The following is a 24,168-nucleotide window of genomic DNA, read 5'->3' as shown; positions in this document are numbered from 1 at the left end:
GCCGTGGTGACTGACAACGCCATGCGCCGCGCCCTCGCCCGAGCCCGAGACGGCAAGGCCCTCGACGCCACCGAGGCGCTCACGCTGCTCGCGGCGCGCGGCGAGGACCTGGTGACGCTGTCGGAGGCGGCCTCCCGGGTGCGCGACGCGGCGATGGTCGCCGCGGGGCGCCCGGGCGTGGTGACCTACTCCCGCAAGGTCTTCATCCCACTCACCCGGCTGTGCCGGGACCGTTGCCACTACTGCACGTTCGCGACCGTCCCGCATCGTCTCCCCGCGGCATACCTCTCCCCGGACGAGGTCCTGGAGATCGCGCGCGAAGGGGCGGCGCAGGGGTGCAAGGAGGCGCTGTTCACCCTCGGTGACCGTCCCGAGGACCGGTGGCCGGCCGCGCGGGAGTGGCTGGACGCGCACGGGTATGACGACACCCTCGCCTACGTGCGCGCCATGGCCATCCGCGTGCTGGAGGAGACCGGGCTGCTGCCGCACCTCAACCCCGGGGTGATGTCGTGGGCGGACCTTCAGCGGCTCAAGCCGGTCGCCCCGTCGATGGGGATGATGCTCGAGACCACCTCCGAGCGGCTGTGGAGCGAGCCCGGCCAGGCCCACTTCGGCTCCCCCGACAAGGACCCGGCGGTGCGCCTGCGGGTGCTCGAGGACGCCGGGCGCGTGGGCGTGCCGTTCACGACGGGCATCCTCGTGGGCATCGGCGAGACGCCGCAGGACCGGGTCGAGAGCATCCTGGCGATCCGGCGGGTGGCGCGGGAGTACGGCTCGGTGCAGGAGTGCATCGTGCAGAACTTCCGGGCCAAGGACGACACCGCGATGCGGGGCGAGCCGGACGTGGGCGAGGAGGAGTACCTCGCCACGATCGCGGTGGCGCGGCTGCTCCTCGGGCCGTCGGTGACGATCCAGGCGCCGCCGAACCTGTCCGACCCGCAGGAGATCTCGCGGCTGCTGGCTGCGGGCGTCGACGACTGGGGCGGGGTGTCGCCGGTGACCCCCGACCACGTGAACCCGGAGCGGCCGTGGCCGCACGTGGAGGACCTGCGCGCCTGGACGGCCGAGTCGGGGCTGGAGCTGCGCGAGCGTCTGACGGCGCACCCGCGCTACGTGCTCGGGTCGCTGGAGCGCGACGAGGCATGGATCGACCCGCGGGTGCACGCGCACGTGCGGGCGCTGGTGGACCCGGCAACCGGCCTGGCCCGGGAGGACGCGCGGCCCGAGGGGCTGGTGTGGCAGGAGCCTGACGGCGGGATGACCTCTGGCGGAACGGGATCCGGCCGCACGGACCTGCACCGTGCCGTTGATTCGGAAGGGCGCACGGGCGACCGGCGCAGCGACTTCGACGAGGTCTACGGCGACTGGTCGGAGGTGGCGTCGCGGGTGGGAGCCGCCGCCCCGGTGCGCCTGGACTCCGACGCGGGCGAGGTCCTGCGGCGGGCCGAGACCGACCCGGCGGGCCTGTCCGACGAGGACTACCTGACGCTGCTGACGTGCGACGGCGCGGAGCTGGAGGCGCTCGCGGGGCTGGCGGACTCGATCCGACGCGACGTCGTCGGGGACGACGTGACCTACGTGGTCAACCGGAACATCAACTTCACCAACGTCTGCTACGTCGGTTGCCGGTTCTGCGCGTTCGCCCAGCGCAAGACCGACGCCGACGCCTACACGCTCTCGCTGGAGGAGGTCGGCCGCCGTGCCGCCGAGGCGCAGGCGCTGGGGGCGACCGAGGTGTGCCTGCAAGGGGGGATCTCCCCGGACCTGAAGGCCACGGCATACGCGGACATCGTGCGCGCGGTGAAGTCCGCGGCGCCGGGCATCCACGTGCATGCGTTCTCGCCCATGGAGATCGCGACCGGAGCGGCGAAGTCCGGTGTCTCCGTGCGGGACTGGCTCACCGAGGTGCGTGAGGCCGGGCTGGACACGATCCCCGGGACCGCGGCCGAGATCCTCGACGACGAGGTCCGCTGGGTGCTGACCAAGGGCAAGCTGCCGGCGGCGCAGTGGATCGAGGTCGTGGAGACGGCACACGAGCTCGGGCTGCGCAGCTCGAGCACGATGATGTACGGCCACGTCGACCACCCGCGGCACTGGGTCGGCCACCTGCGCACGCTGACCCGGATCCAGGACCGCACCGGTGGGTTCACCGAGTTCGTGCCGCTGCCCTTCATCCACACGAACGCGCCGGTCTACCTCGCCGGGCTGTCGCGGCCCGGCCCGACGCTGCGCGACAACCGAGCGGTGCACGCGGTCGCCCGGCTGATGCTGCACGGGCGCATCGACAACGTGCAGACCTCCTGGGTCAAGCTCGGGGTCGAGGGGACGCGCCTGATGCTGACCGGCGGAGCGAACGACGTCGGGGGCACGCTGATGGAGGAGACGATCAGCCGGATGGCGGGCTCGGCCCACGGGTCGGCCAAGACGGTCGCCGAGCTGACCGAGATCGCCTCCGGGATCGGTCGTCCCGTGCGGGAGCGCACCACCACGTATGCCGTGCCGGCGGCTTCCTGACGTCGCTCACCGGCTGAGCCGGCTCCCCGTGGTTTGATCACCGCATGGGAGGGGACCCGCAGGAGCCGTTGCGCGCTCGCGTCCCGGGCAGCTCCCAGGGCGGGGTCGACCCCGGCGCGGCAGGTCAAGGCCTCGCTCGGGGGACCCCTCCGGTGTGGCGTCGGCTGCTCGCCGCACGGTTCGTCGTGGCGGCGCTCGTCGTCGCGACGGCCGCGGCGTGGGGGCTGACCGTCCACCTCCACCGCCTGCCCTCGACGGACCGGTCGGGCCGCCGGGTCCTCTACTACTGGCACCAGACCAGCGACGCATGGTTGGCAGTCTGCCTCGCGGTCGCAAGCCTGTTGTCGCTGGTGCTCGCCGCATGGGTGCTCCTGCGCGTCGGTAATCACGTGCCTGGCCGTTGGCGCAGGGTGGTGGCCGTCGTCGGCGCGATCGCGTGGCTGGGCGGGGCTGCCTTTCTGGCCGCCTGGGTCTTCGTGCTCGGGCTGCTCGCCGGCCTCACGGGCACGCAGACGACCGTCCGCGGTCCCGGCGGCGAGGTCGTGGTGATCAGCCGGAGCTACGACGGCGATTTCGTCGACGTCTGGAGGCAGGAGGGGGCCGTGACCTACGTGCAGGAGCCGGGCACGGCGACGGTGGACCCGATGGACGGGCCCTGCCGGCTCGAGGCCGCGCCGGCGTCGAGGTTGAGGCTCAGCTGCGGCACGAGGTCCCAGCTCCTCAGCGCCGCGGTGCCCGCCGTCTCCTGAGCTCGCCGTGCCCCCTGGGGTGACCCCGCGTCCTCTGGCACCATGGCGAGGGTGACGGTCATCAAGATCAACGCGATCACCGTGCCCGCCGACAGTGGCGACGAGCTGGCCCGCCGGTTCGCCGCGCGGGCGGGCGCCGTGGACGACCAGGACGGGTTCGAGGGCTTCGAGCTGCTCAAGCCCACCGACGACCGGACCACCTGGCTGGTCGTCACCCGGTGGCGTGACGACGCGGCGTTCGAGGCCTGGGTGAGCTCCCGGGCATTCGCGCACGGCCACCGTCAGGCATCCGAGGGTGCCGGCGAGGCGTCCCCGGGTGCGGAGTCCCCGCGTGAGCAGCCCGCGGGTGGTGGGCCGACCCGCCCCGTCGGGGTCCACAGCGAGCTGTGGTCCTACGAGGTCGCCGGAGGGAGCGCTGGAGGGTCAGCCGGGGACCGTCCCGGCTCGGGAGCGTAGGCGGCGCGGGCGGCACCGGAGCCCGGTCCCGGGCCGTACGGGGAAGGGTTAGCCACCCGGAGGGGTTGGAGCAGGAGTGCTGTGGCGCTGGATCGGGTGTGTCGTCGGTCTCCTCATCGTGGGCGGCACGCTCTTCAGCGTGGTCGGCACCCTGGTCGTGCCCCGGGCCATCGACTCCAGGGTCTCGCGCGCCACTGACCGCGTGGTGGACCTGCTCCTCCTGCTCGCGACCGGCGGTGTGCGCTCCTTCGTGCGCCGCGACCGCATCCTCGCCTGGCAGTCGCCCCTGAGCCTGCTGGTCCGGCTCGGCGTGTGGCTCGTCCTGCTCGTCGTCGGGTACTCCCTCGTCCTGCTGCCCGTTGTCGGCGGCCCGGTGGCCTCGTCGTTCCACGAGGCGGGCTCCTCGATCCTGACGCTGGGCTACGCCGCCCCGCGCAACCCCGGCAGCACGGTCGTGGAGTACGCGGCCGCGTTCACCGGCCTCGTCGTGATCGGTCTGCAGGTGGGCTACCTGCCCACGCTGTATGCCGCCTTCAACCGCCGCGAGACCGAGGTGACGCTGCTGACCACCCGCGCGGGGGTCCCGGCGTGGGGGCCGGAGATCCTGGCGCGCACGCTGTGGGGCATCAGCGACGGGGACACCGGGCCGGTGCTGGGCGACCTGTTCCGTTCCTGGGAACGCTGGTCCGCCGAGCTCGCCGAGTCGCACACGACGTATGCCGTGCTGGTGCGGCTGCGCTCGCCGCGCCCCCTGTCCCACTGGCTCACCTCGTTGCTGGCGGTGATGGACGCCGCGGCCCTGCACCTGGCCCTCGCGCCGTCCCGGGAGCCCCGGATGTCGGCCCGGTTGATGCTGCGGATGGGGTTCACGGCCCTGGAGCAGATCGCTCGCGCGGTGCGGCTGCCGGTCCCCGCGGAGCCCGACCCGGACGCACCGATCTCGGTCAGCTACCAGCAGTTCGAGGAAGCCGTCGAGGAGCTGCGCCAGCTGGGCTACCCCGTGGAACGCAGCACGAAGGAGGCTTGGCCGCACTTCCGGGGGTGGCGGGCGAACTACGACATCACGGCCCTCGCGCTCGCGAAGCACCTCGACGCCCCGCCGGCGCTGTGGAGCGGACCCCGGCGCTGGCCCTCCGACCCCATCGCGCCGGGGCGCCCGGTGACCCGGCTGGCCCGGGACGCCACGACGGCGACCTCCCACCCGGCGGGCAGGGCAGGGGGCTGATCCGGCGCCGGCCCCGGGGCTGCCCGTCCTCGGTCGACTGGTGGTGGGGGAGGCGGGGGCGATGCGGCATACAGGGGTCTGGGGCTGCCGCGTCCGCGGCGGTCTGGGGGGCTGCCGCCTCCGCGGCGTTCTGGAGGCACTGCGTCCGGAGGTCGACGACGCAGGTGCGGCCTCGCCCATTTGCCTGAGCGGTCGGTGCGGCGCCCTCGTTAGCGTCGGTGGCGGCGTCGTCACGCCGCGTGGGAGGTGGGGGGAAGTGCTCACCAGCAGCCCAGAACGGAACGCACCATGACACCCGAGCCCCAGGACGCAGCGGTCTCCGGCCCGCCGGACCCGGACAGCTGGTGGATCCCCGGGTGGGAGGCGGATCCGGAGTCCGCGGACCCGGAGTCCGCGGACCCGGAGTCCGCGGCTCTGGAGGCCGGTACGGCGCATGCCAGGCCCCGGGAGGGCGCACCTGGGGACGGCGCGGCCGGCGGAGCTGCTGGCGGGGAAGGGGTGGCCGAGGGAGGTCGGTCCGGCGGGGCCAGCGAGGCCGACGGGAGGTCGCGGTCCTGGGGCGCGGTCGCCGCCAGGGTGGTCGTGCTGGGGACCGCGTGTGCCGTCGTCGCAGGCGCGTTCGCCGTGGCGGCCCACCAGGGCGATCCGCCCTCTGCCGGTGGGGTGCGGGGGATCGCGGGTGCCGCGCCGTCGCCCTCGCTCTCGCCCTCGCCCTCGGGCGACCCGACACCCGGCCAGGGGCGGGTCGACCCATGGGGCCAGCAGCTCCCGACGCCGCCGGTGCCCGGCCCCGCCACACCGACACCGCTGCCGGTCCTCGTGCAGCCGGCCGGCTCACCGGCGACGCAGCGGTCGTCGCCGGTGCCGGGCACCGTTCCTGCAGCTCCTCCCGTGTCGAGCACCCGGGCAGCCGGCAGCGGTTCGGTGGTCACCCCGGTGCCAACACCGGATCCGACGAAGTGCAAGCGCGTGGCCTCCGCCTGCGCCGGGGCCGGCGCCGCCGCGCGGCTGCACCCGCCCGGCGGCCTGAAGCCGTCTCCCGTGCCTCCCCGCGGGCTGAAGCCGAAGAAGGTGCCGCACGGCCAGGCCAAGACTGCCAAGCCTCGGCCGCCCCACGGCCACCCGGTGACCCCGCGCCATCGGTCGGGCCAGGGAGGCGGTGCTCGGCCCTGACGAGGGCGCCGAGGGGTGGCTGGCACTGGGGCAAGCGACCCCGGGGCCGGCCGGGTCCATCCATGGTTGCGCCGTCCGGTGCGCAGGGCCTTCGCCTCGGTACGCGGGGAGGCCTGTCGGTGGTCGAATATATGTTCGAATCATGAAGCAGGGGGACCGTCAGCAGGGGGCCGCGGCCAGCGGTTCCGCCGGCGTGCCTGCACCCGCGTCGCATGCCGTGCACGGGGAAGGCGTGCCCGCCGCGTTGGCCGCGCGGTTCGATGCTGTGGCCGGGGCGGAGTCGGCGCTGGCCGGGGTCGAGGAGGTCCTGCACGAGTGCGTGGGGTCGGATCTTGGGCCGGCGTTCGCTCGCCTGGATGCGTTGGCGCGTCGGGTGGAGGCGGCCAAGGTTGCGGTGCTGGCCGAGGCGATCGAGCGGGGTGAGGTGACCTGTTCGCACGCGTCGGCGGGGGCGTGGGTGCTGGAGTGGGCGCCGTCGTACCGCTCGGGTGGGGTCAGGGACCTGGTGAGCGTGGCGACGGCGTGCACCGGGCGGCCGGTGCGGGCGGGTCAGGTGATCGACCACGGGTCGGTGCAGGAGTTGCGGCGCTGCGTGCTGTCGGGGGAGGTCGGGGTGCATGGGGCGGCGGTGGCGTTGGGTGAGCTGCACAGGCTCGCGCCCCGGTTGACGCGTGAGGCGGTTCCCACGGTGTGGGAGGGCTTCCTGACGTTGGCGGCCTCCGAAGGCCCGTCTGGGGTGCGGGGGTTGCGGGAGCGGATCATCGCCCAGTACGGCCGCGACGGTGAGTTCCAGGTGCGGCAGGACCGGCTCAAGCACGGGGTGTCCCTGTCGGCGGGGCGGGCCGATGACGGGATGGTGGAGTACCTGCTGCGCCTGGACCCCGAGGGGGCGAGCGTGCTGGAGGCAGCGATCGGGCCGCTGTCCGCCCCGCAACCGGCCGAGGGGGTCAGCGACTTGCGGAGCTCGGACCAGCGGCGTGGTGACGCGCTGGTGGCGGTGTGCCGGCGGTCGACCGCCGCGGCGGAGGGGGTGCCGGCGCAGGCGAAGGCGTTGCTGTTCCTGACCATGGACTACCAGCAGCTCAGGGACGCCTGCGGCGCGGCGACCACGCTCGGCACCGGGGCCGGGACGGTGCTGGGCAGCGGGGCCCTGATCGCGCCGGAGACGGTGCGCCGGATCGCCTGCGATGCCGCGATCATCCCGATGGTCCTGGGCGGCAAGGGGGAGATCCTGGACCAGGGTCGCACCAAGCGCCTGTTCACCCCGGCGCAGCTCGCCCATCTGTGGAAACGCGACGGCGGGTGCACGATCCCGGGCTGCAACGCCCCGCCGTGGTGGTGCGACGGGCACCACGTCATCCACTGGGTCGACGGCGGTCCCACCGACGTGCGCAACGCCGCCCTGCTCTGCGGCCGACACCACACCCTGGCCCACCAGAAGGGCTGGACCGCCACCGCCACCGACACCGGCGTCACCTGGCACCTGTGACGACCCCGCCCCGCACCCGGCCGGATGACGACCGGGCCGGCGGCGTGTCCGGACCCGACAGCGCCACGACGGTTGGGGGACCGCATCGGCAGCATGACCACGGCCGGTCCGGCCGGTCCGGCCGAACGTCGGCCCGACTGGCCTGGTCGGCTCCGAGCTCCACGCGACGGCCGGGTCATAACCGGTTGACCGCATGGCGACGATGGCTCACATGCGTGCGTTCGAGGAGCTGGTGGAGGAAGCGGCCGACGCCGACGTGACCGGCTGGGACTTCTCCTGGCTGGCGGGGCGAGCCACCGAGGAGAGGCCGCCGTGGGGTTACTCGCGGATGATGGCCTCCCGCCTCGCAGGTGTGGAGTCGGCCCTCGACATCGACACTGGCGGGGGAGAGATCGTCGGTCAGGCACCGTCCCTGCCGCCGAGGATGGTCGTCACCGAGGGCTGGCCACCCAACATCGAGCGGGCCAAGCACCTGCTGGCGCGTCGCGGCGTGGAGGTCGTGCCCCGGCAGCCCGGCGACCGACTGCCCTTCCTCGACGAGACCTTCGAACTGGTCACCAGCCGTCATCCGGTGGTGCCGGACTGGCCTGAGATCGCCCGTGTGCTCAAGGACGACGGCACTTACCTGGGTCAGCACGTCGGACCGGCGTCCGCATTCGAGCTCATCGAGTACTTCCTTGGGCCCCTGCCGGATCACCGCGAAGGCCGCCACCATGATCGCGAGGCGGCGGCGGCGCGGGACGCGGGGCTGGAGATCCTGGAGATGCGGACTGCGCGCTGCCGTATGGAGTTCCACGACATCGGAGCGGTCGTCTACATCCTGCGCAAGTGCATCTGGTGGGTGCCTGACTTCAGTGTGGAAGGCTACCGCGGCGCGCTGGCCCGGCTCGACGCCAGGATCCGGGAGGAGGGCCCCTTCGTCGCCCACTCGACCCGCACGCTGTTCGTGGCCCGTCGGCCGCCCCGGTGACTGGACCGGGCGGGGTGAGAGGCCGGCATACCTGTGGGTCCGCGTCGCGGCGTGGACGCAACGGACGGGGCGCGGACAGCGGCACGTACCCTTGTCCCCCGTGAAGACCTTCGACCAGTTGTATGCCGAGCTGACCGACAAGGCTGCCACGCGCCCCGAGGGCTCGGGCACCGTTGCCGCGTTGGACGCCGGCGTCCATGCGATTGGCAAGAAGATCGTCGAGGAGGCCGCCGAGGTGTGGATGGCCGCCGAGCATGAGGGCCATGAGCGCACTGCCGAGGAGATCAGCCAGCTCCTCTACCACCTGCAGGTGCTCATGGTCGCCTCCAACATCACGCTCGACGACGTCTACTCCCACCTCTGACCGGCCGCGCACACCGCGCCGGCCGCACCGAAAAAGGCCTCCCATGCTTCGTATCGCCGTCCCCAACAAGGGTTCCCTGTCCGAGTCCGCCGCCGACATGCTCCGCGAAGCGGGCTACCGCGGCCGCCGCGACTCCAAGGAGCTCGTCCTCACCGACGCCGCCAACGACGTCGAGTTCTTCTTCCTGCGCCCGCGTGACATCGCCGTCTACGTCGGCTCGGGCACGCTCGACGTCGGCATCACCGGCCGCGACCTGCTGCTCGACTCGGGCAGCCCCGCGGTCGAGGTGATGGCCCTGGGCTTCGCGGCCTCCACCTTCCGTTTCGCGGCCAAGCCCGGCGTGGCGACCACCGTCAAGGACATCGACGGCAAGCGCGTGGCCACCAGCTACGCCGGCCTCGTCCGGCACCACCTGGCCGACCACGGCGTCGGGGCCGAGGTCGTGCGCCTCGACGGCGCGGTCGAGACCGCGATCACGCTCGGCGTCGCCGACGTCATCGCCGACGTCGTCGAGACCGGCACGACGCTGCGCAACCAGGGGCTGGAGACCTTCGGCGACCCGATCCTGCGCAGCGAGGCCGTGCTGATCACCCGCGAGCACAACGGTTCCGCCCAGCCGGCGGTCGACGTGCTGTGCCGCCGGCTCCAGGGCGTCCTGACCGCGCGCAGCTACGTGATGATGGACTACGACGTCCGTGTCGAGCTCGTCGAGCAGGCCTGCGCGCTGACCCCCGGACTGGAGTCGCCGACTGTCTCGCCCTTGCACGACAAGGGCTATGTCGCGGTCCGCTCGATGGTCCCGCGGCACCTGACCAACCGCGTCATGGACGAGCTCTACGAGCTCGGCGCCCGCGCGATCCTGGTCACCGACATCGCCGCCTGCCGGCTCTGACGGGCGCGCCAGTCGTGGAGCAGCCCAAGGCCGACCCGTATGCCGTGTTCCGCCCCCGCCGCGGCCGGCGGGTGGCGCTCGTGGCCGCCGTCCTGTCCGTGCTGATCTTCACCATCGGGGCGATCTCGCTGCCGGGCAAGGACGTCCTCTACGGCGGCTGGGGCTTCGGCGACCGGATGCTGCTGGTCGGCTGCGGATTCGCCGTCGCGTTCCTGATGTGGCGCTACGCGACCATCCGTGCGGTGCCGACCAAGGACGGCCTGACCGTGCGCAACCTCGTCCTCACCCGCCGGCTGGAGTGGGCGCAGATCGTGCGCGTGCAGTTCGGCGGGGGAGCGCCGTGGGTCAGCCTCGACCTCGACGACACCGACACCGTTGCCGTCATGGCGATCCAGAAGGCCGACGGGGCCTTCGGCCGGGCCGAGGCCAGCCGGCTCTCCGCGCTGGTGCAGGTCCACGGCGCCCGGTTCGACAGCACCTGACGCCGGGTCAGGGAGTGCGGGCCCGACCCGGCTTCATCAGCACCACCAGCCCGGCCTGCACGAGCATCAGTGCCGTGAGCACCGACCATGTCGCGTGGAAGCCGTGCGTCACGTCGCGCAGGGCGCCCAGGGATGCCGGCCCCAGTGACGCCGTCGTGTAGCTGACGAGGAACGCCATCGCGGCGAGCCGGCCGCTGCCGGCCGGGCTGCTGGAGTAGTCGACGAGCAGCACGAGCCCGAGCGCGAAGCTGGCGCCCTGGCCCAGGCCGAGCACCGTCACCCATACCCACGGCCCGGAGTCGGGCAGGAGCAGCAGCCCGAGCAGGCCGGCCACGCCGAGCAGTGCCGCCGGCATGAGCAGGGCACGGTGGTCGTGGATGCGGTCGGTGAGCGCCGGCGCCACGAGGCCGGAGACCAGCTGGGCGGCGCTGAAGACCGAGAGCAGGTAGCCGGCCGTCGTCGGCGACCAGCCGCGGTCGACGTACGAGGGGGCGATCCAGGCCAGGCAGGAGTAGAACTCGATCGACTGCACCGTCAGGTACCCCGCGACGAGCCAGGCCGTCGCGTGTCGCCAGGGCAGTCCATGGGCACCCTCGTCGGTCGGGGGGTTCGCGGCGCGGTGCCGGAACGCGCGTGTGGCCATCGGCGCCCAGGCCAGGGCGCCGACGAGCGCGAGGACGCTCCATGAGGCGAGCGACCCCTGCCAGCTGCCGAGCAGCCCCTGCAACGGCACGGACAGCGCGGAGGCCGCCGCGGCCCCGCCCATCATCGAGAACATGTAGAGCCCGGTCACGACCCCCGAGCGCTCCGGGGGGAACAGCGCCTTGACCAGGCGCGGCAGCAGGGTGCCGCCGATGGCGATGCCCACGCCCGCGACGAACGTCCCGAGGTAGAGCGGCCAGACGAGGTCGCCGAACAGCCGCAGCAGCGTGCCGATCCCGACGCAGACCACCGCGACCTGGACCGACATCGCCGCCCCGATCCGTGCGCCGAGCCGCTGCGCCACCGGGGCGAACAGGCCCATGCACAGGACCGGCAGCGTGGTCAGCAGGCCCATCCACGCGTTGGACAGGTGCAGGTCGGCCGCGATGGTGCGCACCATCGGCGGGACGCTGGCGATCGAGGTGCGCAGGTTCGCCGAGACGGCCACGAGGGCCAGGGCCATGAGCCAGACCGGGGCGAGCGTGGGGGTGGTGGGACGTGCGGGCGCAGTGGTCATCGGGGCCAGTCTCCCAGCCCGGGCCCGGCTCTCCGTGCTCGGCATCCCCGACGCGCCGGCGCAGACGGGACAGCCGGTCTGGCCGGTCAGCCCGGCGCCGCGCTCAGTGCTCGCTCTCGACGAAGTCGTCCTCGAGCGCGTCCACGGTGACGGGGACACGGTTGCGGGCCTCGGCATACGTCAGGCCGGTCAGCATCAGCAGGTCGACGACGGTGGAGCGCACCTGCGCCCGCATCACCTCGGCGGACAACGTGGGGTGCGGCGCCACCTGCGCGCTGGCCCGTCCGAGGCGGGAGAGCTCACTGCGGGCCCCTTCGGGCAGCTTGCGCTGCTCGAGCTCCTGCGCGATGCGCGCGGTCACCTGACCGAGCTCCTCGATGAGATCGACGTATGCCGACGGCACCTCTTCCGTGCGCCACACCGCGACGGCGGCACGACGGACGAGCACGCGGACGTTGCGGATGGCGCGGTCGAGCGGCTCGAGCAGGTCGGCAATCGCCTGCACGGCCGGCAGGTGCCGGCGCCGGAACGGTGAGAGCCGGACCACCGCGATGCCCTCCGCGGACAGCGATCGCAGCTCGTCGAGAGCGGACTCGGACTGCCGGGCGCGCTCGAGCGTGACCCCGGCGAGGTCGCCGTTGCAGTCCCGCAGGGCGCTGGCCGTCTCGGCCAGGATCAGGGCGATCTCGTTGACCACGGCGGCCGCCTGCTGCCGTGGCCGGCGCAGCGGGGCGGCGGGGGCGATGGTCGCCGCCAGGAGCGCGATCCCGCCACCGACCACGGCGTCCAGCCAGCGGGAGAACGCGTAGCCGGGCTGGGCGAGCAGCGTCATGATGACCACGGACTGGACCCCGGCCTGGGTGACGATGAGCAGCCCTGCGCCGAGCAGCACGGCGACGGACATCGCGATCGTGGTCACGGCGGCGATCTGCCAGACGCCGGAGCCGAAGAAGTGCACGAAGACGTCGCCGACGAACACGCCGACCGCGACACCGACGGTCACCTCGATGACCCGGCGCAGTCGCTGGCCGAAGGTCAGCCCCAGGCAGATCATCGCCGTCACGGGTGCGAAGAACGGGGTGTGGTGGTGCAGCAGTACGCGGGCGAGCCACCAGGCCAGGGCGGCCGCCAGCGCGCACTGCACGATGAAGAAGAACCGGGAGCGCAGGCGCTGGACGCGCCGCTCCATCGACTCGCGTGAGCGACGAACGGCACGTGGGCCGAGCGCGGCCCCGCGTTCGCGCCACAGACCCAGTGAGGACATGACCCCACAGTAGGGGCGCGGCGCGCCCGGTGCCCCGGACCTCCGTCATGGTCGATGGTCCTGCTCCGGCTCCCGGCCCGGCGCCACCCACCCCCTACCGCACGGGCCCGTTGACGGGCTATGGTCCCGGAATCCACCCGGCGGGGGAGCAGAAGGAGAGCAGTGATCCCGTCCGATGGCCCGCCCCTCGCGGCGAGCGAACCCTGCACGACACCCGCACCCCGCACACCGGCCCAGGACAGCACCCCCGAACGGGTCCTTCCTGCCGGCGGTCCGCTGTCGTCCGAGCAGCAGGTCCGGCTCGACCACGACCACCTGGTCCAGATGGTCGCCGCCTGCCTCTCGGCCGGGCTGCTGACCGTCGCCGAGGTGAGCGGGCGGTCCGAGGACGAGGTGTGCGCCCTCATCGCGGAGCGCAGCCCGCACCTGGACCTGCTCGGCCCGCGGCGGACCGCGGGGCCGTCAGGCGCGCCCCGGCCGTCCCGTCGCCGCCGGGTGCGCCCCGAGGCCGGCCGGCGCGCGAGCTGAGCCTGATGTCCCGGGTCGACCGCCACGCCACGTCGCTCACCGTCCGGATCGCCGCGGCCCTGCGGCACCGCGACCAGGCGGAGCTGCGCGCCCTCCGGCCGGTCATCTGGGCCCTGTCCTCGCGCGTCATCACCCGCGAGGAGATCGCCGGGCTCACCCTGGCCCAGGCGCTGGACGTGGTGGCGAAGCGCCAGGGCCGGCGACGCTGGGCCGACCGCCGCTGAGGGGCCACGGTCCCTGCACGGCACGGTCCCTGCACTGCACGGTCCTGCACGGCACGTCCCATGCACGGCACGGTCTCTGCGCGCGATCGGCGCGGTGGCGGCAGGGTCTGTGTTGGCAGGGTGGGTCGTCCGGGTCTGCGTTGGCAGGATCCGCGTTGGCAGGGTCTGCCGAAGACGGCGCCACCGCCCCTCGGCTTGGGTGGTGCGCATGTCGCACACCCCTGGCCCGGTCCTGGTGGTCGGCGCGGCCGGCAAGACCGGCCTGGCCATCACGCGCGCCCTGACCGCCCGCGGGATCCCGGTCCGCGCGCTGGTCCGCTCCGACCAGGGCGCCCGGAGGGCGCGCTCGGCCGGCGCCATCGAGGTCGCCACGGCGGACCTGGTCACCGGAAAGGGGCTCCACGGTGCAGTCTCCGGCGTCAGCGCGGTCTACCACCTCGCCCCCAACGTCCACCCGGACGAGGTCGGCATCGCCGCCCGGGTCGTGGCAGCGGCCGGCGCCGCCGGGGTCACCCGGCTGGTCCTCCACTCGGTGCTGCACCCGCATGAGCGCGCCATGCCGCACCACTGGCGCAAGGCGCAGGCCGAGGAGCTGGTCCGCGCACAGGTGCCGTCGTGGACGGTGCTGCGGCCCGCGGCATACCTGCAGAACCTGCTGCCAGCCGCCCTGGAGGGGCGGATCGCGGTGCCCTACTCCCCGGATGCGCCGTTCACGTTCGTCGACCTCGAGGACGTCGCCCAGGTGGCGGCGCGGGTGCTCGCGGAGGCGGGCCACGAGCGCGCGACCTACGAGCTCGCCGGCGACCTGACGACGGTGCGGGGCCTGGCGGAGTCAGCGACCGCCGTGCTCGGCCGGCAGGTCCGGGTCGAGCGCACGGACCCGGGGGAGTGGGCGGGCAGCGCCGGAGCCGGGCTGCCCGAGCAGGCGCGCGCCGACCTGCTGGCGATGTTCGCGGCCTACGACGCGCGCGGACTGGCCGGCAACGCGACCGTCCTCACCCACCTGCTCGGCCGGCCGCCGGCGACGTGGGAGCAGGTCCTGCGCCGCGAGGTCCGGGACAACCGCCGCGGCCGGGACAACCGCGAGGGCCGGGAGAGCCGCGTGAACCGGGAGGCCCAGCAGGGCCGGCAGGGCTGAGGCTCACCCGTTCTGGGCGTAGGCCTCCTCCAGCAGCGGCTCGAGCGAGCGCAGGTCGTTGTCGTCGGCGTCGGCGTCCAGGTGCAGCCAGTGCGTCGCCTGCGCGAAGCCCCTGGCCGGCTCCAGCCGCTCGTCCTCGGGCACCTGGCCACGGAACCGGAAGCCGACCCGCAGCCTGCCGCCCGGGCCCGGCGCGACCGCGACGAACTGGGTCCGCCGGACCACGGGGGCGTAGCCGCCACGGCCCTGGACGCTGGTGTCCTCGCCCTGGGCGAGGGCCAGGGCGACCACCGCGTCGGCGAGCGGACGCAGCGCCGCCTTCGGTCCGGCATACAAGGCGTCGGCGTACTCCTCGACGGTCGGCTCCACCCACCCGGCATCGCGGGCGGCGGCGTCGGCGATCGCCCACTGGGAGTTCTGCGGAACTCCGTGCACGTCCTTGAGCCAGCGGCGGACCTCGTTCTGCTGCAACGGGTCCAGCCCCGACTCCCGCACCAGCGCGACCCACTGCTCGAGGGTGCGGCCGGTGCGCTCCTTCATCGAGGAGGACACCGCCGCCATCATGTCCACGGGCTCCATGAGCGCCATCATGCCCCGGAGGCAGGCGGGTCCGTCACCACCACGAGGTCGGCGCGCCCGCGTGTCCCTTCCTGCGCGAAGTGCGCCTCCTCCTGCCGTGCCCAGCGCTCCCAGTGCGGCCGGTAGGCCTCGCCGTCGCGCTCCATGCCCCGGGCGAAGCGCACGTCCCGCGCCGCCTCGACCCAGACCAGCACCGACAGGTACGGCGCGCAGGCCCGCGCCCCGCACGCCACGCCCTCGAGCACGAGCACCTGCGCGGGGGCCACCTCGTGCCACTCCGCGTACGCCCCGCGGTCCCAGTCATACCGCTGGTATGCCGCCCGCTCGCCCCGCGCGAGCGGTGCCAGGACCTGGTCTTGGAGCCTCGGGACGGCCTCGGCCAGCCCGTCCCAGCCCGGGTAGAGGTCGTCCATGCGGACCACCTGCGGGTCGCCGAGGCGGCCCGCAAGAGCCGTGGCGAAGGTCGACTTGCCGGCGCCGCTGGGGCCGTCGACGGCCACGACCACGGTGCTGCCGCAGCGCGGCTCGGCGGCCCGGACCAGGGCCACGGCGCGCTTCAGGGCGTGGTGGACAGCGTGGTCGACAGCGTGGTCGCCAGCGTGATCGACAGCGTGGTCCTCGGCCGCGGAGGTCACGTCGGCGTCGGCGCCGGTGCCCGAGTGGGTGCCCACGTGGGGTCCGGCGTCGTCCATCTCCGGCGCAGGGGTGGCCATGCGGGGAGGCTAACGGCCGCGGGGAGGGAGCGGCAGCGGCGTCGCTACGCTCGTCCCGTGAGTGTTGCCATCCGCGTCATCCCCTGCCTCGACGTCGACGCCGGCCGCGTCGTCAAGGGCGTCAACTTCCTCAACCTGCGTGACGCGGGCGACCCGGTCGAGCTCGCCAAGCAGTACGACGCGCAGGGTGCCGACGAGCTGACCTTCCTCGACGTGACGGCCAGCAGCGGCAACCGCGAGACCACCTACGACCTGGTCCGCCGCACGGCCGAGCAGGTGTTCATCCCGCTGACCGTCGGCGGCGGGGTCCGCTCGGTCGAGGACGTCGACCGGCTGCTGCGGGCCGGCGCCGACAAGGTGGGCGTCAACACCGCCGCCATCGCCCGGCCGGAGCTGATCAGCGAGATCGCCGACCGCTTCGGCTCCCAGGTGCTCGTCCTGTCCGCCGACGTCCGTCGCCGCCGCGACGCGGCCGGCAACCCGACCGGGGGCTTCGAGGTCACCACGCACGGGGGCCGGGAGGGCACCGGGATCGACGCCGTCGAGTGGTGCGCCCGGGCGGCCTCGCTGGGAGCCGGGGAGATCCTGCTCAACTCGATGGACGCCGACGGCACCAAGGACGGCTTCGACGTCGCGCTCATCGACGCGGTGCGGGCCGAGGTGACCGTCCCGCTGATCGCCAGCGGGGGAGCGGGTCGGGTCGAGGACTTCGCTCCGGCCGTGGCCGCCGGCGCCGACGCCGTCCTCGCTGCGAGCGTCTTCCACTACGGCGAGCTGACCATCGGCCAGGTCAAGGACGCGCTGCGCGAGCGCGGCTACGAGGTCCGCTGACGGGACCGCCGGGGGAAGGCCGTCGAGGTGATGCGGCTCAGGTGAGGCCGAGGCGGGCCTGCCCGAACGCCGCCACGGCCTCGTCCGGCCCGGTCACCTCGACGTCGGCCACCTCACGGCGGTTGGAGGCCAGCAGCGTCAGCTCACCGGGCTCGCCCCGGAGCACGACCGTGCCGAGCCCGGTCGGGGCCTTGACCGCCTTGCGGCCGTGGGAGGGGGTGACGAGCACGACCCCGACCGGCACCCGGCGGAACATCAGCCGGCCGGCGGTCGACAGGCTGTGCCACAGCGCGGCCTCGAGCTCGGCGGAGCGCTCGCGGGCGGTCCACCCGTCCTGGGCGCGCAGCACGTCCTCGTGGTGGATGTAGAACTCCGCCAGGTTGGCCCGCTCGTCCAGCAGCGGCACCCGCGTGGGCGACCACGGCGGCGGTCCGGAGCGGACCAGGTCGACGAGGCGACCCCACGGCATACCGGCGTAGTCGTCCTGCACCCGCTGGCCGTGCTCCTTGACCTGCTCCAGCCAGATCCCGAAGGCGGCGTCCGGCCGCCGCTCGCGCAGGACGAGGTGGGCCGCGAGGTCGCGGGTGCGCCACGGCGGGCACAGGGTCGGGGCGTCGGGGCCGACCCGCTCGAAGGTGTCACACAGGGCCTGGCGTTCGGTCCGGGCGCAGCGCGTCATGGGCGCATCCTGTCATCGCCCCGTGAGAGGCTGAGAGGCATCCCACCCACCCCTCGCAGGAGGTCGCTGTGCCAGCCGCGTCCCCGTCCACGCTCCGGCGTGGGCTCTTCGTCGTGGGCCAGGGCATCCGGCAGCAGCGATGGTGGTTCTCGGTGGCCGTCCTCGGCAGCGCGCTCTACGCCGTGATGACCGTCGGCACCGCGTGGGTCATCGGCAAGGTCACCCACGAGGTCGTCGGCCCGGCCATCGCCGCCCACCACGTCACGTCCGCCCAGCTGTGGCGCGCCGGCCTCATGGTCGCCGCCGTGGTCGTGCTCAACGTGGTCGGGGTGGTCATGCGCCGCGTCGCCGCCGGCCTCACCTTCAACAACCTCAGCGCGACCTACCGCCGTCGGGTCACCCGGCAGTACCTCCGGCTGCCGCTGTCCTGGCACCACCGCCACCCCTCGGGGCAGCTGCTGTCCAACGCCAACGCCGACGTCGAGGCCGCCTGGCAGGTGTTCCAGCCGCTGCCGATGGCCGTCGGCGTGGTGCTGATGCTCGTCGTCGGCGCCGTCGAGATGTTCCTCGTCGACCCGGTGCTGGCCGCGGTCGGCATGACGGTGTTCCCGGCGCTCTTCCTCGCCAACCTCGCCTTCCAGCGGCGGATGTCCCCGCGGGTCACCCTCGCCCAGCAGCTGCGGGCCGAGGTCTCCGAGGTGGCTCACGAGAGCTTCGAGGCGGCCGTGGTCGTCAAGGCGATGGGCCGGGAGGAGCAGGAGGCCGCGCGCTTCGAGCACGTCACGCGCAGGCTGCAGACCGCCAACGTCGAGGTCGGCCGCACCCGCGGGCAGTTCGACCCGGCGATCGAGGCCATCCCGACCCTGGGCACGCTCACCGTCCTCGCGCTCGGCACCGCCCGCGTCGCCACCGGGCAGCTGACCGCGGCCGAGGTCGTGCAGATCGCCTACCTCTTCTCGATCCTCGCCTTCCCCGTGCGCGCCCTCGGCTGGGTGCTCGCCGAGCTGCCCCGCACCGTGGTCGGCTGGGACCGCGTCGACGCGGTCCTCCAGGCCACGGGGGAGATGCAGTATGGCGACCGCCGGCTCGCGCCCGCCGGCCCCACCCGGGCGCGGGTCGAGGGGGCGTCCTACGCCTACGACGTCAGCACCGTCGGTCCCGACGGCGAGGTGGTGGCCGGGGCCAACCCCGCGGTCCGCGACGTGACGCTGGACGTGCCCGCCGGCGGCACCACGGCGCTGGTCGGGCCGACCGGGTCGGGCAAGTCGACCCTCACGTCGCTGATGCTGCGCCTCATCGACCCCGACACCGGCACGGTCAGCCTCGATGGTGTCGACCTGCGCGAGGTCACCCAGGGAGGCGTGCCCGCGGTCGGGTCGCTCGTCTCGCAGCAGACGTTCATGTTCGAGGGCACCGTGCGCAGCAACGTCACGCTCGGCGAGGACCACACCGACGAGCAGGTCTGGTCGGCCCTGCGGGTCGCCCAGGCCGACGGGTTCGTCGCGGCGCTGCCCGACGGCATCGACACCAAGGTGGGGGAGCGGGGTGCCAGCCTGTCCGGCGGGCAGCGCCAGCGGATCGCCCTGGCCCGTGCGGTGATTCGCAACCCGCGGATCCTCGTGCTCGACGACGCGACGAGTGCGGTCGACCCCAGCGTCGAGCAGGCCATCCTGGCCGCGCTGCGCGACTCCAGCCTCGGCACGACCGTGGTCGTCGTGGCCTACCGCATGGCGACGATCGCCCTCGCCGACGACGTGGTCTACCTCGAGCACGGCCGGGTGGTCGACCACGGGACGCACGACGAGCTGCTCGGCCGGTGCGCGGGCTACGCGCGCCTGGTCACGGCCTACGCGCGGGAGGCCGCGGAGCGTGCGGCGGTCGCCGCCGACGAGGAGGACAGCGTGACGGCAGGGGACCAGGCATGAGCACGGCGACGCGGTCCCAGCCGCTGCCCGACACCAAGGGCATCGAGAGCTCGGCCGACCTCGGCACGTGGGCCACGCTCAAGCGTGGCGTCGAGCTGTCGCCGGAGCTGCGCAAGGGCATCGGCGTCACCCTCGGGCTGGCGCTGGTCTCGACCATCGGCCGGGTGCTGGTGCCGTTCGTGGTGCAGCAGACGACCGACCACGGCATCCTTGCGCCCGGCGGGCCCGACGTCGGCCTGGTCGTGCGCCTGGTGCTGCTGGCGGCGGTGGTGGTGCTGCTCACCGCGCTGACCTCGTACTTCGTCAACGTGCGCCTGTTCCGCTCCTCCGAGGCCGGGCTGGCGACGTTGCGGCTCAAGGCGTTCCGACACATCCACGACCTGTCGGTGCTGACCCAGAACACCGAGCGCCGCGGCTCGCTGGTGTCCCGGGTGACCAGCGACGTCGACACCATCTCGATGTTCGTGCAGTTCGGCGGCCTGATCCTCATCGTCTCCCTCGGCCAGCTCACCGTCGCGACGGTGCTGATGGCCATCTACAGCCCGCCGCTGGCGCTGCTGGTGTGGGTCTGCTTCCTGCCGCTGTTCTTCTTCATCCCGCGCTTCCAGGGCATGGTCGGGCGCGCCTTCACCCTCGTGCGCCAGCGCGTCGGCGAGCTGCTCGGCGCGGTCTCGGAGTCCGTCGTCGGGGCGGCCACGATCCGGGCCTACGGGGTGGAGGAGCGCACCGCCGCCCGGATCGACGAGGCCATCGAGCGCCACCGCTCCGCCGCCGTGCGGGCCCAGGTCAAGGCCGTGCTGTCCTTCACGACCGGCCAGCTCGTCTCCGGGCTGACCATGGCGGCGGTCATCGTCGTCGGCACGGTGCTCGCGGTCCACGGCCGGCTCACGCTCGGGGAGCTGCTCGCGTTCCTCTTCCTGGTCAACCTGTTCACCCAGCCGGTGCAGATGGCCAGCGAGATCCTCAACGAGATGCAGAACGCCGTGGCGGGCTGGCGGCGCGTGATCGGCGTCATCGACACCGCGGCCGACATCTCCGACCCCGGCGAGGACGGCCAGCGACTGCCGCGGGGGCCCATCACGGTCGACTTCGACGGTGTCACCTACGCCTACCCCGGCGGCCCGCCGGTGCTGCGCGACGTGCAGCTGAGCATCGCGCCGCGCTCGCGCATCGCCATCGTCGGCGAGACCGGATCGGGCAAGACCACCCTGGCCAAGCTGCTCACCCGGCTCATCGACCCGACCGAGGGTGCCGTCCGCATCGACGGGGTCGACCTGCGCCGGGTGCGGTTCGACTCCCTGCGCGGCCGGGTGGTGCTGGTGCCGCAGGAGGGGTTCCTCTTCGACGCCCCGCTGCTGGACAACATCCGCTTCGGCAAGCCCGAGGCCACCGACGACGAGGTGCGCCTCGCCCTCACCGAGCTCGGCCTGGACGCGTGGCTGTCCGGCCTGCCCCAGGGGCTGGAGACCGAGGTCGGCCAGCGGGGTGAGTCCCTCTCGGCCGGTGAGCGGCAGCTGGTCGCCCTGGCCCGTGCCTACCTCGCCGACCCCGACCTGCTCGTGCTGGACGAGGCCACCTCCGCGGTCGACCCGGCCACCGAGGTCCGTATCCAGCGCGCCCTCGACGGGCTGACCCGCGGGCGCACGTCGATCGCCATCGCCCACCGCCTGTCCACCGCCGAGGCGGCCGACGAGGTCGTCGTGGTCGACAAGGGCGAGATCGTCGAGCGCGGTCCGCACCGCGACCTGGTCGGCGCCGGCGGGGTCTACTCCCACCTCCACGCCTCCTGGGTCGCCCAACAGCAGGGCTAACCGGCACGGCAGAATGGGGCAGGTGTCAACCCCCTCGGCCCTGGACCCCGCCGTCGCCGCACGCCTGAAGCGTGACGACGCCGGTCTCGTCTGCGCCGTCGTCCAGCAGCACGACACCGGTGAGGTGCTCATGGTCGGCTGGATGGACGACGAGGCGCTGCACCGCACGCTCACCGGTGGCCGGGTCACCTTCTGGTCCCGCAGCCGCGGGGAGTACTGGCGCAAGGGCGACACCTCCGGGCACGCCCAGCACGTGAAGTCCGTCGCCCTGGACTGCGACGGCGACGCGCTGCTCGTGCGCGTGGACCAGGTCGGCGCGGCGTGCCACACCGGCTCGCGCACCTGCTTCGACGGCCGCGACCTGACCGTCGTCGAGGGGTCTCGCGATGCCTGAGCCCACCACCTCGACGGACGCCTCGACGACCGGCGCACCACCCGGCGCACCAACCTCCGAGTCGACCGGCGACACGACGGGTCCGACGGCGCCGAACACCCCGGCCCCGTCCGAGGCCGGTGCCGACCGCCGCGAGCAGCCCGACCTGCGCTACGGCACGACCTGGCCCGATCTGCCCACCTTCACCCACCTGGCCCGCGACCGCCGCGTCATCCCGGTGGTGCGTCGGCTGCTGGCCGACGCCGAGACGCCGGTCGGGGTCTACCGCAAGCTCGCCAAGGACCAGCCGGGCACGTTCCTGCTCGAGTCCGCCGAGCACGGCGGGGTGTGGTCGCGCTACTCCATCGTCGGGGCGCGCAGCCACGCCACGCTGACCGAGCAGAACGGGCAGGCTCACTGGATCGGCACGCCGCCGGTCGGCGTCCCGACCAGCGGCAACCCGGTCGAGGCCCTGCGCGACACCGTTGCAGCGCTCGCCACCGAGCCCATCCCCGGCCTGCCCCCGCTGACCGGTGGCATGGTCGGCGCCATCACCTACGACGCGGTCCGTCGCTGGGAGAAGGTCCCCGACGGGACGCCGGACGAGCTGCACCTGCCCGAGCTGGCGATGATGCTCGCCACCGACCTCGCGGTGCTCGACCACGCCGACGGCTCGCTGCTGCTGGTCGCCAACGCCGTCAACTACGACGCCACCGACGAGCGGGTCGAGGACGCGTGGCGCGACGCGGTCGAGCGCCTGGACCGGATGACCGCCGACCTCGCCGCCTCGGCGCCGAGCACCGTCGCGGTCATCGAGCCCACGGCCCCGGAGGCGACGAGCAACCGCACGCCCGAGGAGTTCTTCGCCATGGTGGAGGCCGGCAAGGAGGCCATCCGTGCCGGCGAGGTCTTCCAGGTCGTGCTCTCCCAACGGTTCTCGGTGCCGTGCCCGGCCGACGCCCTCGACGTCTACCGCGTGCTGCGGGCCTCCAACCCCAGCCCGTACATGTACCTCCTGCGTCTCCCGGCACCCGACGGCACGGCATACGACGTCGTCGGCTCCAGCCCGGAGGCGCTGGTCAAGGTGACCGGACGACGCGCCATCACCCACCCCATCGCCGGCTCCCGGCCGCGCGGGGCGACACCCGAGGCGGACGTGGCCAACGGCGAGGACCTGCTCGCCGACGCCAAGGAGCGCTCCGAGCACGTGATGCTCGTGGACCTCTCGCGCAACGACCTGCAGCGGGTCTGCGAGTCCGGCACGGTCGACGTCGTGGAGTTCATGACCATCCGGCGCTACAGCCACATCATGCACCTGGAGTCGACGGTCGTCGGCGACATCCGACCCGACAGGAGCGCCTACGACGTGCTGGCCGCGACCTTCCCGGCGGGCACGCTCTCCGGGGCGCCGAAGCCGCGGGCGATGGCGCTCATCGACGAGCTCGAGCCGAGCCGGCGCGGCCTCTATGGCGGCGTCGTGGGCTACCTCGACTTCCACGGTGACCTCGACATGGCGATCGCCATCCGCACCGCGGTGATCCGCGACGGGGTGGCGCACGTCCAGGCCGGGGGCGGCATCGTCGCCGACTCCGTGCCGCAGCTGGAGTTCGAGGAGAGCGTCAACAAGGCGGCCGCCGCGCTGCGGGCCGTGGCCTCCGCGAGCGGGCTGCGCGCGCCGTGACCCGGCTGACCTCCAAGCGGGTGGTCCTGCTGCTCGTGCTGCTCGGCGCCGGCGTGCTGCTCGTCACCGGCTCGCGGACCTGGCTGCAGGGGTCGGTCAGCGACGCCGTGCTCGGGGCCAGCGCCGTCAGCGGGACCGGGTCGCAGGTCGCGCCCGGCGTGCTCGCCGCCGCGCTGGTCGGTGCCGCCTCCGCCGTCGCCGCCGCCACCGCGGGCCGGGTGGTCCGGGTCATCGCCAGCGTCGCGGCGTTCCTCGCCGGCGTCCTGGCCCTGGTCATCATCGGCATCGTCGCCTCCGACCCCGGCGCCGCGCTCGGCCGCCTCGCGGCGGCCAGCACCGGACGGACCGGGTCCGTGCCGGCCCACGGGACGCTCACCGTCTGGGTGTGGGTCGCCGCCCTGGCCGCCCTCGCCGTCACCCTCGGGGGAGCGGCCGCCCTGGTCGGCGGCCGCCACTGGGCCGGCCTGTCCAGCCGGTATGACGCGCCGTCACCTGCCGGGGATGCTCCTGTCCGCGACGGCGTCCCGACCGGTGCCGGGGTCCCGACCGGTGCCGGGGTCCCGACAGGTGCCGGAGCCGGAGCCCCGGGCGGCGGTGAAGCGGGTGAGGACGCGGCGCAGGAAGGGTCCGCGGGTGAGGGGGCCGCGGCCGCCGGTGGTGTGACCGCGGGCGAGGGGGCCGGGTCTTCCGCCGGCGCCGCCGCGGAGGGCCAGAGCGTGCCCGGTGAACCCGGCGCACGCCGGCGGCCCGCCCGTGAGGTCTCGGCCTGGGACCAGCTCTCCCGGGGCGAGGACCCCACCGAGGAGTAGGCCCGCGGCGCCCGCTGTCCCCCCGGCGTCGCGGCGCTGACACAATGTGCCCCAACGTCAGAGCGTCACAAGGAGAAGAA

The 24,168-nt window shown here is 73.8% G+C and carries 23 protein-coding genes; 18 read left to right on the top strand and 5 right to left on the bottom strand.

The annotated features are described in order from the left end of the window. The first annotated feature begins 6 nt into the window (after positions 1-6). The 9 genes from AC3ANM_RS03625 to AC3ANM_RS03585 all read left to right on the top strand — a co-directional run bounded on the left by AC3ANM_RS03625 (position 7) and on the right by AC3ANM_RS03585 (position 10,314). Positions 7-2,514, top strand: coding sequence for a bifunctional FO biosynthesis protein CofGH (locus AC3ANM_RS03625; protein ID WP_488286778.1), 2,508 nt, complete (start codon positions 7-9; stop codon positions 2,512-2,514). A 44-nt stretch (positions 2,515-2,558) separates the two neighbouring features. Then, on the top strand, positions 2,559-3,263 hold the full coding sequence (locus tag AC3ANM_RS03620) for a hypothetical protein (RefSeq protein WP_488286777.1): 705 nt from the start codon (positions 2,559-2,561) through the stop codon (positions 3,261-3,263). Positions 3,264-3,305: 42 nt separating this feature from the next. After that, positions 3,306-3,719, top strand: coding sequence for an antibiotic biosynthesis monooxygenase family protein (locus AC3ANM_RS03615; protein ID WP_488286776.1), 414 nt, complete (start codon positions 3,306-3,308; stop codon positions 3,717-3,719). A 76-nt stretch (positions 3,720-3,795) separates the two neighbouring features. Continuing rightward, the gene (locus AC3ANM_RS03610) at positions 3,796-4,944 is read left to right on the top strand and encodes a hypothetical protein (protein WP_488286775.1); all 1,149 of its coding nucleotides are present in this window, start codon (positions 3,796-3,798) and stop codon (positions 4,942-4,944) included. Between the two features lie 1,315 nt (positions 4,945-6,259). Continuing rightward, entirely contained in the window at positions 6,260-7,606 is a 1,347-nt protein-coding gene (locus AC3ANM_RS03605) for an HNH endonuclease signature motif containing protein (RefSeq protein ID WP_488286774.1), read from the top strand. Between the two features lie 211 nt (positions 7,607-7,817). Continuing rightward, complete coding sequence (locus AC3ANM_RS03600; RefSeq protein ID WP_488286773.1) at positions 7,818-8,576, top strand: class I SAM-dependent methyltransferase; 759 nt, start codon at positions 7,818-7,820, stop codon at positions 8,574-8,576. A gap of 100 nt (positions 8,577-8,676) precedes the next feature. Further along, complete coding sequence (locus AC3ANM_RS03595) at positions 8,677-8,940, top strand: phosphoribosyl-ATP diphosphatase (protein WP_141788587.1); 264 nt, start codon at positions 8,677-8,679, stop codon at positions 8,938-8,940. 43 nt (positions 8,941-8,983) lie between these two features. After that, positions 8,984-9,832 carry an ATP phosphoribosyltransferase gene (gene hisG / locus AC3ANM_RS03590; protein ID WP_488286772.1) on the top strand — a complete coding sequence of 283 codons (849 nt, stop codon included), beginning with the start codon at positions 8,984-8,986 and terminating at the stop codon, positions 9,830-9,832. Positions 9,833-9,846: 14 nt separating this feature from the next. Beyond that, entirely contained in the window at positions 9,847-10,314 is a 468-nt protein-coding gene (locus tag AC3ANM_RS03585) for a PH domain-containing protein (protein ID WP_488286771.1), read from the top strand. Positions 10,315-10,321: 7 nt separating this feature from the next. On the opposite strand, the gene AC3ANM_RS03580 is transcribed toward AC3ANM_RS03585, so the two are convergent. After that, entirely contained in the window at positions 10,322-11,533 is a 1,212-nt protein-coding gene (locus AC3ANM_RS03580; RefSeq protein ID WP_488286770.1) for an MFS transporter, read from the bottom strand. A gap of 103 nt (positions 11,534-11,636) precedes the next feature. Next, positions 11,637-12,797 (bottom strand): FUSC family protein, encoded by a 1,161-nt coding sequence (locus AC3ANM_RS03575; protein ID WP_488286769.1) that lies wholly within the window; start codon positions 12,795-12,797, stop codon positions 11,637-11,639. A 162-nt stretch (positions 12,798-12,959) separates the two neighbouring features. Here AC3ANM_RS03575 and AC3ANM_RS03570 point away from each other — a divergent pair, with 162 nt between their 5' ends. The 3 genes from AC3ANM_RS03570 to AC3ANM_RS03560 all read left to right on the top strand — a co-directional run bounded on the left by AC3ANM_RS03570 (position 12,960) and on the right by AC3ANM_RS03560 (position 14,687). Continuing rightward, positions 12,960-13,325 (top strand): hypothetical protein, encoded by a 366-nt coding sequence (locus AC3ANM_RS03570; RefSeq protein WP_488286768.1) that lies wholly within the window; start codon positions 12,960-12,962, stop codon positions 13,323-13,325. A gap of 5 nt (positions 13,326-13,330) precedes the next feature. Further along, positions 13,331-13,549 (top strand): hypothetical protein, encoded by a 219-nt coding sequence (locus AC3ANM_RS03565; RefSeq protein ID WP_488286767.1) that lies wholly within the window; start codon positions 13,331-13,333, stop codon positions 13,547-13,549. A 208-nt stretch (positions 13,550-13,757) separates the two neighbouring features. Beyond that, positions 13,758-14,687 carry an SDR family oxidoreductase gene (locus tag AC3ANM_RS03560; protein WP_488286766.1) on the top strand — a complete coding sequence of 310 codons (930 nt, stop codon included), beginning with the start codon at positions 13,758-13,760 and terminating at the stop codon, positions 14,685-14,687. A gap of 3 nt (positions 14,688-14,690) precedes the next feature. On the opposite strand, the gene AC3ANM_RS03555 is transcribed toward AC3ANM_RS03560, so the two are convergent. Then, on the bottom strand, positions 14,691-15,266 hold the full coding sequence (locus AC3ANM_RS03555) for a DUF5655 domain-containing protein (protein WP_488286765.1): 576 nt from the start codon (positions 15,264-15,266) through the stop codon (positions 14,691-14,693). A gap of 8 nt (positions 15,267-15,274) precedes the next feature. Continuing rightward, positions 15,275-15,979, bottom strand: a complete 705-nt coding sequence (locus AC3ANM_RS03550; protein ID WP_488286764.1) for a nucleoside/nucleotide kinase family protein — start codon at positions 15,977-15,979, stop codon at positions 15,275-15,277. 57 nt (positions 15,980-16,036) lie between these two features. On the opposite strand from AC3ANM_RS03550, the gene hisF reads away from it, so the two are divergent. After that, positions 16,037-16,810, top strand: a complete 774-nt coding sequence (gene hisF, locus AC3ANM_RS03545; protein WP_488286763.1) for an imidazole glycerol phosphate synthase subunit HisF — start codon at positions 16,037-16,039, stop codon at positions 16,808-16,810. A gap of 37 nt (positions 16,811-16,847) precedes the next feature. Here hisF and AC3ANM_RS03540 read toward each other — a convergent pair whose 3' ends face one another. Next, on the bottom strand, positions 16,848-17,489 hold the full coding sequence (locus AC3ANM_RS03540) for a TIGR03085 family metal-binding protein (protein WP_488286762.1): 642 nt from the start codon (positions 17,487-17,489) through the stop codon (positions 16,848-16,850). Between the two features lie 68 nt (positions 17,490-17,557). On the opposite strand from AC3ANM_RS03540, the gene AC3ANM_RS03535 reads away from it, so the two are divergent. The 5 genes from AC3ANM_RS03535 to AC3ANM_RS03515 are packed head-to-tail and all read left to right on the top strand — an operon-like array spanning position 17,558 to position 24,088. Continuing rightward, entirely contained in the window at positions 17,558-19,414 is a 1,857-nt protein-coding gene (locus tag AC3ANM_RS03535) for an ABC transporter ATP-binding protein (RefSeq protein ID WP_488286761.1), read from the top strand. Next, positions 19,411-21,225 (top strand): ABC transporter ATP-binding protein, encoded by a 1,815-nt coding sequence (locus AC3ANM_RS03530; RefSeq protein ID WP_488286760.1) that lies wholly within the window; start codon positions 19,411-19,413, stop codon positions 21,223-21,225. Before AC3ANM_RS03535 ends, AC3ANM_RS03530 begins: the two co-directional genes overlap by 4 nt. A 13-nt stretch (positions 21,226-21,238) precedes the next feature. Beyond that, positions 21,239-21,619, top strand: a complete 381-nt coding sequence (gene hisI, locus AC3ANM_RS03525; protein ID WP_488286759.1) for a phosphoribosyl-AMP cyclohydrolase — start codon at positions 21,239-21,241, stop codon at positions 21,617-21,619. Then, positions 21,612-23,279 (top strand): anthranilate synthase component I, encoded by a 1,668-nt coding sequence (locus AC3ANM_RS03520; protein ID WP_488286758.1) that lies wholly within the window; start codon positions 21,612-21,614, stop codon positions 23,277-23,279. The genes hisI and AC3ANM_RS03520 overlap by 8 nt, the downstream gene beginning before the upstream one ends. Continuing rightward, positions 23,276-24,088 carry a Trp biosynthesis-associated membrane protein gene (locus AC3ANM_RS03515; RefSeq protein ID WP_488286757.1) on the top strand — a complete coding sequence of 271 codons (813 nt, stop codon included), beginning with the start codon at positions 23,276-23,278 and terminating at the stop codon, positions 24,086-24,088. Before AC3ANM_RS03520 ends, AC3ANM_RS03515 begins: the two co-directional genes overlap by 4 nt. Positions 24,089-24,168: the final 80 nt, after the last annotated feature.

The organism is Oryzihumus sp. JJN4-3R, assembly GCF_057747915.1.
This window is presented reverse-complemented; position numbering and strand designations above follow the sequence as displayed.

What these genes read in the sequence shown, in the direction of transcription:
- AC3ANM_RS03620 (WP_488286777.1), top strand. Translation starts at nt 2,559, where the DNA reads ATGGGAGGGGACCCGCAGGAGCCGTTGCGCGCTCGCGTCCCGGGCAGC.
- AC3ANM_RS03615 (WP_488286776.1), top strand. Translation starts at nt 3,306, where the DNA reads ATGGCGAGGGTGACGGTCATCAAGATCAACGCGATCACCGTGCCCGCC.
- AC3ANM_RS03605 (WP_488286774.1), top strand. Translation starts at nt 6,260, where the DNA reads ATGAAGCAGGGGGACCGTCAGCAGGGGGCCGCGGCCAGCGGTTCCGCC.
- AC3ANM_RS03600 (WP_488286773.1), top strand. Translation starts at nt 7,818, where the DNA reads ATGCGTGCGTTCGAGGAGCTGGTGGAGGAAGCGGCCGACGCCGACGTG.
- hisG (WP_488286772.1), top strand. Translation starts at nt 8,984, where the DNA reads ATGCTTCGTATCGCCGTCCCCAACAAGGGTTCCCTGTCCGAGTCCGCC.
- AC3ANM_RS03580 (WP_488286770.1), bottom strand. Translation starts at nt 11,533, where the DNA reads ATGACCACTGCGCCCGCACGTCCCACCACCCCCACGCTCGCCCCGGTC.
- AC3ANM_RS03575 (WP_488286769.1), bottom strand. Translation starts at nt 12,797, where the DNA reads ATGTCCTCACTGGGTCTGTGGCGCGAACGCGGGGCCGCGCTCGGCCCA.
- AC3ANM_RS03565 (WP_488286767.1), top strand. Translation starts at nt 13,331, where the DNA reads ATGTCCCGGGTCGACCGCCACGCCACGTCGCTCACCGTCCGGATCGCC.
- AC3ANM_RS03560 (WP_488286766.1), top strand. Translation starts at nt 13,758, where the DNA reads ATGTCGCACACCCCTGGCCCGGTCCTGGTGGTCGGCGCGGCCGGCAAG.
- AC3ANM_RS03555 (WP_488286765.1), bottom strand. Translation starts at nt 15,266, where the DNA reads ATGGAGCCCGTGGACATGATGGCGGCGGTGTCCTCCTCGATGAAGGAG.
- AC3ANM_RS03550 (WP_488286764.1), bottom strand. Translation starts at nt 15,979, where the DNA reads ATGGCCACCCCTGCGCCGGAGATGGACGACGCCGGACCCCACGTGGGC.
- AC3ANM_RS03540 (WP_488286762.1), bottom strand. Translation starts at nt 17,489, where the DNA reads ATGACGCGCTGCGCCCGGACCGAACGCCAGGCCCTGTGTGACACCTTC.
- AC3ANM_RS03530 (WP_488286760.1), top strand. Translation starts at nt 19,411, where the DNA reads ATGAGCACGGCGACGCGGTCCCAGCCGCTGCCCGACACCAAGGGCATC.
- hisI (WP_488286759.1), top strand. Translation starts at nt 21,239, where the DNA reads ATGGGGCAGGTGTCAACCCCCTCGGCCCTGGACCCCGCCGTCGCCGCA.
- AC3ANM_RS03520 (WP_488286758.1), top strand. Translation starts at nt 21,612, where the DNA reads ATGCCTGAGCCCACCACCTCGACGGACGCCTCGACGACCGGCGCACCA.